At 72.0% G+C, this 11,561-nt stretch carries 8 protein-coding genes; 5 read left to right on the top strand and 3 right to left on the bottom strand.

Annotation, left to right across the window (positions count from 1 at the left end):
* Positions 1-169 precede the first annotated feature (169 nt).
* Genes ABD331_RS05915 through ABD331_RS05930 form a run of 4 tightly spaced genes read left to right on the top strand, consistent with a single transcriptional unit; the run spans position 170 to position 7,560 of the window.
* Positions 170-3,223: an FtsX-like permease family protein gene (locus tag ABD331_RS05915; protein ID WP_344471287.1), complete on the top strand. Its 3,054-nt coding sequence runs from the start codon at positions 170-172 to the stop codon at positions 3,221-3,223.
* On the top strand, positions 3,220-5,796 hold the full coding sequence (locus ABD331_RS05920) for an FtsX-like permease family protein (RefSeq protein WP_344471289.1): 2,577 nt from the start codon (positions 3,220-3,222) through the stop codon (positions 5,794-5,796). Before ABD331_RS05915 ends, ABD331_RS05920 begins: the two co-directional genes overlap by 4 nt.
* Positions 5,793-6,875: an ABC transporter ATP-binding protein gene (locus tag ABD331_RS05925; protein WP_344471292.1), complete on the top strand. Its 1,083-nt coding sequence runs from the start codon at positions 5,793-5,795 to the stop codon at positions 6,873-6,875. Before ABD331_RS05920 ends, ABD331_RS05925 begins: the two co-directional genes overlap by 4 nt.
* Positions 6,868-7,560 (top strand): ABC transporter ATP-binding protein, encoded by a 693-nt coding sequence (locus ABD331_RS05930; protein ID WP_344471295.1) that lies wholly within the window; start codon positions 6,868-6,870, stop codon positions 7,558-7,560. The genes ABD331_RS05925 and ABD331_RS05930 overlap by 8 nt, the downstream gene beginning before the upstream one ends.
* A 291-nt stretch (positions 7,561-7,851) precedes the next feature.
* On the opposite strand, the gene ABD331_RS05935 is transcribed toward ABD331_RS05930, so the two are convergent.
* Together ABD331_RS05935 and ABD331_RS05940 are read right to left on the bottom strand one after the other, a co-directional pair.
* A complete protein-coding gene (locus ABD331_RS05935; protein ID WP_344471298.1) occupies positions 7,852-8,067 on the bottom strand; it encodes a hypothetical protein in 216 nt (71 codons plus the stop codon).
* Between the two features lie 174 nt (positions 8,068-8,241).
* A complete protein-coding gene (locus ABD331_RS05940; RefSeq protein WP_344471301.1) occupies positions 8,242-9,495 on the bottom strand; it encodes an MFS transporter in 1,254 nt (417 codons plus the stop codon).
* A gap of 67 nt (positions 9,496-9,562) precedes the next feature.
* Between ABD331_RS05940 and ABD331_RS05945 the strand changes: the two genes are divergently transcribed.
* Positions 9,563-10,048 carry a MarR family winged helix-turn-helix transcriptional regulator gene (locus tag ABD331_RS05945; protein ID WP_344471304.1) on the top strand — a complete coding sequence of 162 codons (486 nt, stop codon included), beginning with the start codon at positions 9,563-9,565 and terminating at the stop codon, positions 10,046-10,048.
* Positions 10,049-10,463: 415 nt separating this feature from the next.
* On the opposite strand, the gene holA is transcribed toward ABD331_RS05945, so the two are convergent.
* Entirely contained in the window at positions 10,464-11,447 is a 984-nt protein-coding gene (holA, locus tag ABD331_RS05950; protein ID WP_344471307.1) for a DNA polymerase III subunit delta, read from the bottom strand.
* Positions 11,448-11,561: the final 114 nt, after the last annotated feature.

Here is an 11,561-nt window from a genome sequence, read left to right on the forward strand (position 1 = left end):
GCGTTCCGAAACGCCGCACCTCCTCATGGGGTGCGGCGTTGTTTTTTTGCCGGGGTTTGTCACGGTTTCGATATCACACGCCCGTATCGGCTCCGTCACCGTTCCAAAGATCCCTTGCTCCCGCTCGTCCACCTGCCTGAAGGTGCACTAAACGGGTGAAGGGGGACACATGCGGGGGCCGTTGGTCGTCAAGAGGGCGTTCAGCGAGCCGCTGCTCCTCCTGGCCGCCCTGGGCTCGATCCTGCTGGCGACCACCACGCTGGTGGCGCTGACCATGTACGCCTCCTCCATCGCCGAGGCCGGGGTCCGCCGGACGATGGAGACGGCCTCGTACGCGCAGACCGCGGCCACCATCAGCGCCCCCGTGACGGCCGAGACGTTCCCGAAGTTCGACCAGGCGGTACGCGCCGAGCTGGCCCGCGCCTACGCCACCACGCCCGCCCTCACCACCAGCTTCCGCTCCGACTCCTACGCCATGCCCGGCCAGGAGGCGCAGCAGCGGCCCGAACTGCTCAGGTTCGGCAGCTACGACGGCCTCGACCGGCACGCCAAACTGGTCTCAGGGGCCTGGCCGAAACCCGGTGACGATCCGGTCGAGGTGGCGATCTCGCTGTCGGCGGCGTCCGCGAGCGGCTTCGAGGCGGGGCAGGAGTTCACCACGCGAGGCCGCCTCGACCCCCGCCCGATCAGGGTGCGCGTGGCCGGCGTCTTCCAGCTCACCGACCCGTTCGGCGAGCGCTGGGCCGGCGAGCAGCTCCTCAGCAGGGGCGTCGAGCGCGGCGACTTCACCACGTACGGGCCGCTCATGGTGACCCGCGAGACCTTCCTGTCCCGCTTCGCCACGAATGTCAACGCCACCTGGACCGCCGTCCCCGACCTGCGCACGCTCACCCCCGAGCAGCTCCGCCCGCTGGCCGGCGCGATCGCCCAGGTGGAGGAGCGGCTGAAGGCGAACGGCTGCGCGAGCTGCGTGGCCACCAGTCACCTGCCCGAGATGCTCACCCAGCTCGACACCGCGTCCCTGGTGGCGCGCTCGACCATGCTGATCCCGGTGCTGCAGTTGCTGCTGCTGGCCGCGTACGCGCTGATGCTGACCGCGCGGCTGCTGGCCGACCACCGCCGCATGGAGGTGGCGCTGCTGCGCTCGCGCGGCGCGGGCACGATGCGGCTGGCGGCGCTGGCAGGCGGCGAGGCGCTGCTGGTGGCGCTCCCGTGCGCGGTCGTGGCGCCGTTCCTCGGGCCGCCGCTGCTCGAGCTGGTCAACCGGCTCCCGTGGATCAGGGCCTCGGGGGTGCGGCTGGCGCCGGTGGCGGACGCGGGGACGTTCCTCGTGTCGTTCGGGGTGGCGCTGGCCGCGGCCGTCCTGCTGGTGCTGCCCGCACTGGCGGGCGCGCGGCGTACCTACGTGGAGGAGCAGTCGGCGCGCGGGCGAGGCGGCGGGCGCGGGCTGATCGAGCGGGCGGGCGCGGACCTGGCGCTGCTGGTCGTGGCCGGGCTGGCGATCTGGCAGCTCCAGCGGTACGGCGCGCCCGTGACCACGACGGCGGCGGGCGGGCTGGGCATCGACCCGCTGATCATCTCCGGGCCCGCGCTGGCCCTGCTCACGGGCGGCATGCTCGGGCTGCGGCTGGTGCCCCGCCTGTCGCGGCTGGCCGAGCGGGTGACGTCCAGGCGGCCCACGCTCGCCCCCGCGCTCGGCGCGTGGCAGGTGAGCAGGCGGCCGCTCAAGTACGCCGGGCCCGCGCTGCTGCTCACCATGGCGATCGCGATCGGCATCGTCTCCCTGGCGACCGCCTCCACCTGGCGTTCCTCGCAGCTCGACCAGGCCCGCCACCAGGCGGGCGCCGACCTGCGGCTGTCCGGGCCCGCGGACGGCCCCGAGCTGGGGGCGCTCGGGCGCGGCACGGCGTTCACCGCGCTGCCCGGCGTCACCGCGGCCTCGCCCGGCTTCCGCGGGCAGAGCGACGTGAGCGGCGAGAACGCGCTGCTGCTCGCGCTCGACGCGGGCAAGCTGGACGAGCTGTTCCACCTGCGCCCCGACCTGTCGGCGCAGAGCGTCGGCGAGCTGTCGCGGGCGCTGGCCGGCGACCGGGCCAAGGGCCTGGACCTGCCCGGACGTCCGGCCGAGCTGGTCATGACCGCCGAGGCGAGCGCGGACCTCCCGCTGCGGCTGGTGCTGTCCGACGGTCTCGGCGTCTGGCGGGACGTGTCGCTCGGCATGCTCGAACAGGGCACGAACCAGGTCGAGGTGGACCTTCGCGCGCTGGCCGGCAGAAGCGGGACGATCACGTACCCGATCACCCTGCTCGGCCTGGTCGCGAGCGCGCAGGACACCCCCGCGAACCTCACACTCCAGACCCTCACCGCCGACGGGCAGCCGGTCCCCGCGCGCCCGATCACGATGAGCGTCAGCGGCGACACGACCGCCCCCTTCGTTCAGCAGCCGGAGCCCGGCCCGCTGCCCGTGGTGCTCACCGCCGACCTGGCCGCCTCGCTCAAGCTGGGCGTCGGGCAGAGCGGGCGCGCCTCCATCGACCGCCGGGTCATGCCGGTCAAGGTCGTCGGCGTGGTGGAGACGATGCCGACGACCGCGGCCGGGCAGCAGGCGGTGCTCTTCGACTGGGCGACCATGCAGGCGCGCGAGCTGGCCGGCGCGCGGCTCCCCCGCCCCGCCACGGAGTGGTGGCTGGCCGCGCCCGACACCACCGCCGCCGTGGCCGCCCTCGCGGGCCGTCCCGAGTGGGACGTCACCGCGCTCGACCAGCGCGCGCTGGCCGCCACCCTGCGCGACGACCCGCTGGCCAGCGGGCTGCAGGGGGCGCTGATGCTCGGGTTCGCGGCGGCGCTGGTGTTCGCGGTGCTCGGGTTCCTGGTCAACGCCACGGTCGCGGCGCGGGAGCGGCTGGCCGAGTTCGCGATCCTGCGGGCGCTCGGGGTCGGCCCCCGGCAGATGCTCGGGATGCTGGCCGTGGAGCAGACGTTCGTGGTGGGGCTGTCGCTGGTCGCCGGCACCGGGCTGGCGGTCGTCGTCGGTGTGCTGGTGGTGCCGCACGTGGTGCTGACCGGGCAGGCCGCGGCCGTCACGCCCGGCGTGCTGCTCGACATCCCGTGGGCGGCCACCGGGCTGATGCTGGCGCTGGTGACGGCGGTGCTGTTCGCGATCGTCGCCGGGCTGGCGCGCAACCTGCGCCGCCAGGGTCACGGCCTCCGGGAGGAACAGTGAGGATCCGGCTGCTCGCCCGGATGCACCTGGGCACGATGGCCGTGCTGTCCGTGCTCACGCTGAGCGCGTGCCTGCTGGTCGCGGGCCTGCCGAGGGCGACGCAGGGCTCGTACGACGAAGCCCTGCGCCGCGCGCTCAACGCAGCCCCCGCCGCGCAGACCGACCTGACCGTGACCGTGGAGTCCCACGGGCAGGGCGAGGACCTGCGCGAACGCGCCCAGTTCGACACCCGCGAGCGCCTCTGGCGCGAGATCACGCCCGCCGGGCTGCGCCCGCTGACCACCGGCGCCGGGCACATGAGCGCCAAGACCTCGCTGACGCCCGTCACCGGCACGGGCGGCGGCATGTACGTCAACCTGAGCTGGCTCTCCGACGCCGACCGGCGCGTGGACTGGGTCGGCGGACGCGCTCCCGGCGCGCCCGCCACGACGCGGTACGAAGGCGAAACGATCCCGGTCTTCGAGGTCGGGATCGTCGAGGAGGCCCTGCCCGAGATGGGGCTGCGGCTCGGCCAGACGATCATGCTGGGCGAGAACGACTACGCCGCCGTGAAGATCGTCGGCGTCTTCCGCGCCAAGGACCCCGGCGACCGCGCCTGGTCGCACGACGCCGACCTCCTGCACGTCATCCAGCAGAAGCCGCCCGGCGGCAAGGACCACGTCAACCACATCACCACACTCATGTCCGACGCCGGGCTGACGGCCCTCAGCGGCGAGGGACGGAACCTGTCGTACCGGTGGATCCTGCCCCTGGACCCGCGGGCGGCCGGCGCGCTGGACGTGCCCGATCTACGGGCGGCGGTCGCCGAGTTCGCCCGGGTCGTGGGGCTGCAGACCACCGGCAGCCCGTACCACGTCGAGACCGCGCTGCCCAAGCTGCTCGGCGACTTCCTGGCCGCCCTGTCCACCGCGCAGACCGTGATGTACCTGGTGCTCGGCGGGCTGCTGGCCGTCGGCCTCGGCGTGATCGTGCTGGCCGTTCAGCTCCTGGCCGACAAGCTGGACCACCCGCTGACCCTGGCGCGGGCGCGCGGCGGGTCGCTGCCGCAGGTGGCGGGCACGGCCGCGGCCCTCGCCGCGCTGGCCGTGCTGCCCGCGGCGCTGCTCGGGTACGCGGTGTCCTTCCTGGTGCCCGGGCCCGCGCTGCCGATCGTGCACGCCGGACCCGCCCTCGTGGTCGTCGTGGCCGTCGGGTTCGCCGCCGTCCGGACGGGGCTCGCGCACCGCACGCCGCTGCACGGCTCGCGCGGCGACGTGGCCACCGCCCGGCCCTCCGCCAGGCGGATCACGCTGGAGGTGCTGGTCGTGGGGCTCGCGCTCGCCGGGGCGTACCTGCTGCGGGCCCGCGGGCTGAGCGCATCGGGCGGGCAGGACCCGTTCCTGCTCGTGGTGCCGATCGCGCTGACCGTGGCGGCGGCGCTGATCACGCTGCGGTGCTACCCGTACCCGCTGCGGCTGCTCGTCCGGCTCGCCTCGCGCGGCCGGGCCGCGGTGCCGTTCCTGGGGCTGACCAGGGCGGCCAGGGCCCGTTCCGGCAGTCTGCTGCCGGTGCTGATCCTGCTGCCCGCGCTGGGCGTGTCCGTGTTCGCCGCCGTCGTCTCCGACGGGATCGCCACCACGCAGCGCACCGCGTCCTGGCAGCAGGTGGGCGCGCCGATCAGGGTGACCGCGGAGAGCGAGATCCCCGCCGAGGCGATCGAGCGGGTGCGCCGCCTCGCCGGCGTCGAGCAGGTCGTCCTCGCCCAGACGGGACGTGTTCAGGTCGGGTACGGCGCCGAGCAGGCCGAGGCCATCGCCGTGGACGTGGCCCAGTGGCGGCGGCTCCTCGACGGCGCCCCCGTCGCGCTGCCCCCGCTGTCCGACGGCGCGCTCGTCTCGCCCGAGCTGCGCGGGCGGGGCACGTTCGAGATCGGCTGGCAGTCGCGGGTGAAGCTCGCCACGCGCGGCGTGGTCGCGTCGGTGCCCGGCTTCTTCACCGAGGGCAAGTTCCTGGTCGTGCCCATCGGGGTGCAGATCAGGCCCGCCGTGAACACGCTGCTGATCGCCGGTGACGTCCCGCTGCCCGAGCTGGCGCGACTGGTCCCGGCCGCCGTCGTCACCTCCCAGGAGAGCGCTCTGCGAGCCATCCAGGACGACCCGCTGACGAGCACGGTGCGCTGGACGCTGCTGATCGTAACGGCCGCGCTGGCCGCGTACGCGCTCATCGCCGTCGTCCTGTCGCTGGTCATCGGGGCCGCGGAACGGGCGCGGGCAGTATCGTTCCTGCGCACGCTCGGCCTGTCGGAGCGGCAGGCGCAGCGACTGACCGTGCTGGAGATCCTGCCCATGATCCTCGTCACCGCGCTGGTCGGGCTCGGCCTCGGCCTCGTCCTGCCCGCCGCGCTCGGGCCCGGCGTCGACCTGTCCTCCTACGCCGGTGACCTGCCCGTCGGCGAGTACTCGCTCGACCTGTTCCTGCCCAGCGCGCTGACGGCCGGGCTGGCCGCCGTCGCCCTGCTCGGCGCGTACGCCCACACCGCCATCAGCCGGCGCCGCAGCCTCGGCGCCGTACTCCGAGTGGGGGACCTCTCATGAACCCGACCCTGTCAGAGCTGGAAGCCAAGGCCCGGCGGCCCGCCGCCACGTTCGGCGGCGACGCGCACATCGTGTGCGACAACCTCGTGCGGATCTACAAGACCGAGGGCGTCGAGGTCGTGGCGTTGCAGGGGCTGGACCTGGTGATCGACAAGGGTGAGCTGGTGGCGATCGTCGGGGCGTCGGGGTCCGGCAAGTCGACGTTGCTGAACGTGCTGTCCGGGCTGGATGTGCCGACGGCCGGGGTGGCCAGGGTGGCCGGGATGGATTTGCTGGCCATGAGTGCCAAGGATCGGCTGCGGTATCGGCGGTCGGTGGTGGGGTTCATCTGGCAGCAGACGGCGCGGAACCTGCTGCCGTACCTGACGGCTCGGGAGAACGTCGAGCTGCCGATGAAACTGGCGGGCAGGCTCGCCGGCCCCGTGAAGTTTTCCGGCCCCGCAGAGCCTGTCACCCCCGCAGAGCCTGTCGCCTCCTCACCGCCTGTTGCCGGTGCCGCGAAGCTTTCCGGCCCCACAGAGCTTGTCGCCCCCGCACCGCCTGTCGCCGGTGCCGCGAAGCTTTCCGGTTCCGCTCGCAAGAGGCGGGCGCTGGAGTTGCTCGATCTGCTCGGCGTCGCCTCCTGCGCCCACCGCAGGACGCCCGAGATATCCGGCGGCGAACAGCAGCGTGTGGCCATCGCCGTCGCCCTCGCCAACTCCCCGCAGCTCATCCTGGCCGACGAACCGACCGGCGAGCTCGACAGCGAGACGTCCGAGCAGGTCTTCGACGCGCTGCGCAAGGCCAACAGGGAGCTGGGCGTTACCGTCGTCATCGTCACGCACGACCCGCTCGTGTCGGAGCAGGTGGACCGGACCATCGGCATCCGCGACGGACGCACCAGCAGCGAGACGCTGCGCCGGGAGGGCGCCGAGGGACAGATCATCGCCGAGGAGTACGCCGTGCTCGACCGGGTCGGCCGCCTGCAACTCCCCCGCGACTTCATGAACGCCCTCGACATGGAACGCCGGGTGCGCCTCGAACTCGAATCCGACCACATCGGCGTGTGGCCCGCCCGAGAGGACCCCTCGAATGACTGACTCGCCCCTGGTCGTCGTGGAGGGCCTGCGCAAGGTCTACCGGACGGGGCCCAAGGAGGTCGTCGCCCTCCGGGACGTGTCCTTCTCCGTCCTGCCCGGCGAACTCGTCGCGATCCGCGGCCGGTCCGGCTCCGGGAAGACGACCCTGCTCAACCAAATCGGCGGCCTGGACAAACCGGACGCCGGGCGGGTGGTGGTGGACGGGCGCGAGATCACGTCCATGTCCGAGGACGACCTGCTCGCCGTGCGCAGGGACGTCGTCGGGTTCGTGTTCCAGTCGTTCGGGCTCATCCCCGTGCTGTCGGCCGCCGAGAACGTGGGCGTGCCCATGCGCCTGCTGCGCACGCCGGTCGAGGAGCGCGACGCCCGGGTGCGGATGCTGCTCGCGCTCGTGGGGCTGGAACAGCACGTCAACCAGCGGCCGTACGAGTTGTCCGGGGGGCAGCGGCAGCGGGTTGCCATTGCCAGGTCGCTGGCCAACCGGCCACGGTTGCTGGTGGCGGATGAGCCTACGGGGCAGCTCGATTCGCAGACGGGGCGGCAGATCATGGAGTTGTTGCGGGCGGTCGTGCGGAGTGAGGGGGTTACGGCGCTGGTGGCCACGCATGATCCGAGCCTGATCACGTTGGCGGATCGGGTGCTGGAGATCAGCGATGGGGTGGTGCGGGAGGGGGCGCGCGCCTGAGAGCGGCTTGCGGCGCGGCGTTCGGGCTGCGGGCGCCTTTCCCGCCGCGCGATTCAGGACCTCGCCGCACGGCCTGCTCGGGCTGGACGCGTCCCTCGGCACCCCGGTGCGCCGGCTCATGCGCAACCGTCCTTGTACGGGCCGCCGCCGCTCTACCTGCACGAACCGGACCGCTCATAACCGACCACAGCAGGGCGCGCTCTTCGACGGCTCGATCGGCGCCCTGATCCATCGGCCCAGGCGGCTGGTGAACCGTCGCGCCCTGCCACGAACCTGCACCCCACCACGTACCTACGCGCCCCGCACGAACCTGCGCCCCACCACGTATCTGCGCGCCCCGACCCGCACCCGCGCCTCGCCACGCACCTGCGCGCCCCGCCACGAACCTGCGCCCCGCACGAGCCTGTGCCCCACCCCGTATCTGCGCGCCCCGCCGCGCACCTGCGCCTCGCCACACATCTGCGCGCCCCGCCACGAACCTGCGCGCCGCACGAACCTGCGCCTCACCCCGTATCTGCGCGCACCTTCGCGCCCGCCGCGTACCTGTACGGGCCCCAACTCCAGCAGCATCCCGCTGCGCCCGCTCGTTCAGCTCAGCTCAGCTCATGGGCATCCGAAGACGGCCACCCGACCACCACCAGAGCCTCGACCACCACCACAACCTCGCCCCCCAAGGCCCGGTCACCTGTCACGGGGTTGCCAGGCGATCGCCACAAGATTGGCGGCGGCGACCAGCACACCGCCCACCACCGCCAGCACCGCCACCCCGGTAACCCCGGCCAGCGGCGCGGCCACCGCCAGCCCGAACGGCCGCGACGCGAACGAGATCAGCTGATCGAACGACCGCACCCGCCCCAACGCCCCTTCCGGAACCTCCTCCGCCACCACCGTCTCCCACAACGGACTGAGCAGCCCCAACCCGAACATCGCCACGAAGTACGCCCCCGCGAGCACCGGCAGCGGCGCCGTAATAGCCAAGGCCAGCATGGGCAGCAGATAGCCCGCCGCACCCACCTGAACCATGACCAACGGCCGCCGGATCGGCAACCTGGGAGCAGCGAATACGCCCAGCACCATCCCCACGGTCCCGCTCTGCACGATCACCATCCAGCCCATCTCACCGCCCAACTGATGAACGGCGGTCACGGGCCCAAGCGTCAGGAACAATCCGGCCACGAAGTGCCAGACGCCGTGACCGATGACACAGGCCAGAAACCAGGGACGCTTCCTAACCTCTCGCCACCCATACACAAGATCGTCCCCGAACGACGCCACAGCTCCGCGATCGCGGCGCTGAGCGCGTCCTGCCGCCACCGGCTCCACAACACCGCCGGAGACCTGGCCTCCAGCGGAGGAAGCCGTGGCCGCGACCAACGACCGAACACCGGCCGCCGATCGAATACCGCCGAGGGTCAGAGCCGAGCAGGCGAACAACACCGCCGTCAGCGCCGCCGCCCACCCCGGCCCAGCCGCCACGGTGACCGTCCCTGCCAGGGCCGGAGCCGCAACACTGGACAGGCTCGTCACCACACCGATCCGCGCGTTCATCCGCAACCTGCCCGGCCCTGGCACCACCGCGATCACCAGCCTGGGCACCGCCGGACTGCCGAACGCAATGGCCGCTCCCGCCACCGCGGACAACAACGCCAGATCGACCAGCCGCTCCAACCCGAGCAGCAACTCCACGGCAATGGCGGCCTGCGACAGACAACGGACCAGGTCGGCGGCCAACGCGAGCCGTTCCGGCCTCACCCGATCCGCCACCACCCCACCCACAGGCAGCAACACCAGCAAGGGCACCAACTCACTCGCCAGCACAACCCCCAGCGCCTCACCCCCACCACCGACCCGCAACACAGCCAAGGTGATCGTCGTCGGAATGAGCGCCGTCGCCAGGACAGACAGGCAACGCCCGATCAAAAGCCGATATGTCATGCCCGGGACGATATTTCGCCAGCGAATGTTTCGTCAACAAAATACTCGCTGACGTATGATCCCTGCCATGGAGGACTCAGTCGACCGCCACCTGGCCCGCTGGCGCGGCAAAGCACCCTTCGACGAGCGGGTGGAGGCGATCGTGACGCGCATGCAGTTCCTCGTGAAGCACCTGTCCCACACCAAGGAAGCGGCCCTGTCGGAGATGGGGATGCAGGACTACGAGTTCGAGACGCTGCACCGCCTGGTGGCCCGCGGCGGCTCGGCAACGCCGTCCGAACTGGCCGCCGACCTGCTGCTCTCACCCGCGGGGATGACCGGCCGCCTGGACACCCTCGAACGCACGGGCCTGGTGCGCCGCATACGCAGCGCCGAGGACCGACGCCGCGTGGACGTGGAACTCAGCGCCAAAGGCAAGGAGCTGTGGACGGAGGCAATGACGATCCGCGCCGAGGTGGAAGCGGCCATGGTCAGCGCCCTGGCGCCGGCGGATCAAGCCGTCCTGGACACCCTGCTCAAGCAACTCCTCCTCAACGCAGAAACCACCCGCTGACGCCCTCCGCACAGGCCCCACCGAATCCAGGCCCCCTGGACCACCCCCACGCCCGATCCGGGCCAGCCCCCTGGATCACCCCCACCCCGTGCGAGGCCCGCTCCTCGCCACCCCGCACCCGAGCTAGGCCCGCCTCTAGGCCACCCCACACCAAGATTGCGTGTGCGCAGAAGCCGCCCACTACGTCCTCCGCGTATGCCCCACACCAGAGCCAGGCCTGCCCTGCGCCACCGCCATACCCTCGCCCTCGCCCTCGCCCTCGCCCAGGTCGAGTATGCGCTGCAGCCACCCACTGACGCCCTCCGCGCATGTCCACGCCAGGGCCAGGCCCGTTCGCTAGGCCACCCAACACCAGAGCAAGGCCCGCTCTAAACCGCCCCATGCCAAGGTCACACGCGCCCAGGAAAGGCGAGCCCTACCGCCCCGTACGACTGGCCACGATGACCTGCACCGTGTGCTCCAGCGCGTAAGCCGGGTCCGCTCCCCCGCCCTTGACCTGCTCATCCGCACTGGCCACAGCCTGGATCGCCCGTGACAGCCCTTCCGGCCCCCACCCGTTGAGCTGCCGCTTCACCCGATCGACCTTCCACGGCGGCATGCCCACGTGGCTGGCCAGTTGCCCACCCCGCAGATTACGAGGCGCGCTGCCGACCTTGGCGAGCGACCGCAGCCCACCGGCCAGCGCACTCACCAGCAGCACAGGCGCGACCCCGGTGCCGAGTGCCCACCTCAGTTGCTCCAGCGCCTCCGCCAGCCGCCCCTCCACGGCCGAGTCGGCGACGTTGAAGCCGGTGACCTCCGCCCGTCCCTTGTGATACCGCGCCACCGCGGCCGCACTGATCGTCTTGTCCTCGGTGTCGAAGGCCAACTGGCTGCAGGCGGCGGCCAGCTCCCGCAGGTCGTTCCCCACCGCGTCGAGCAACGCCTGCGCCGCGTCTCCAGCGATGTTCCGCCCGGCCCGCTTGAATTCTCCCTTGATGAACTCCAGCCGCTCCCCCGCCTTGGTGACCTTGTTGATCGTGATCACCTTGGCTCCGGCCTTCTTCACCCCATCGACCAGCGCCTTGCCCTTGACGCCGCCCGGATGCGACAGGACCATCACGGTGTCTTCCGAGGGCTGCTTGGTGTACGCGACGATCTCGGCGATGACCTCCTTCGCCAGATCCTGAGCGGACCTGATCACCACCACCGAGCGATCCCCGAACAGCGACGGCGAGGTCAGCTGCGTCAGCTCACCAGTGGTGACCTTGCCGCCGAGCAGGTCATGCACCTCAGCGCCGGAGTCGGCCGCCCGCGCCGCCGCCACGATGCCACTCACCGCCCGCTCAGCCAGCAACTCCTCGTCGCCGACAACCAAGGTCACAGGTGCTGGATCGGTTCCCGCCATGTCAGGCAGCATGCCATGCGCTGCCGACAACCTGGTACTCGATGCCGTCTTCTCCTGGAACTGGCACGACTGCGCACGACAAACGGCGTCGCTGCAGCCAAGAGATTGCCACCCTCAGCCGCGGAC

It is taken from the genome of Nonomuraea monospora, from assembly GCF_039531895.1.
GTDB classification, from domain to species: domain Bacteria; phylum Actinomycetota; class Actinomycetes; order Streptosporangiales; family Streptosporangiaceae; genus Nonomuraea; species Nonomuraea monospora.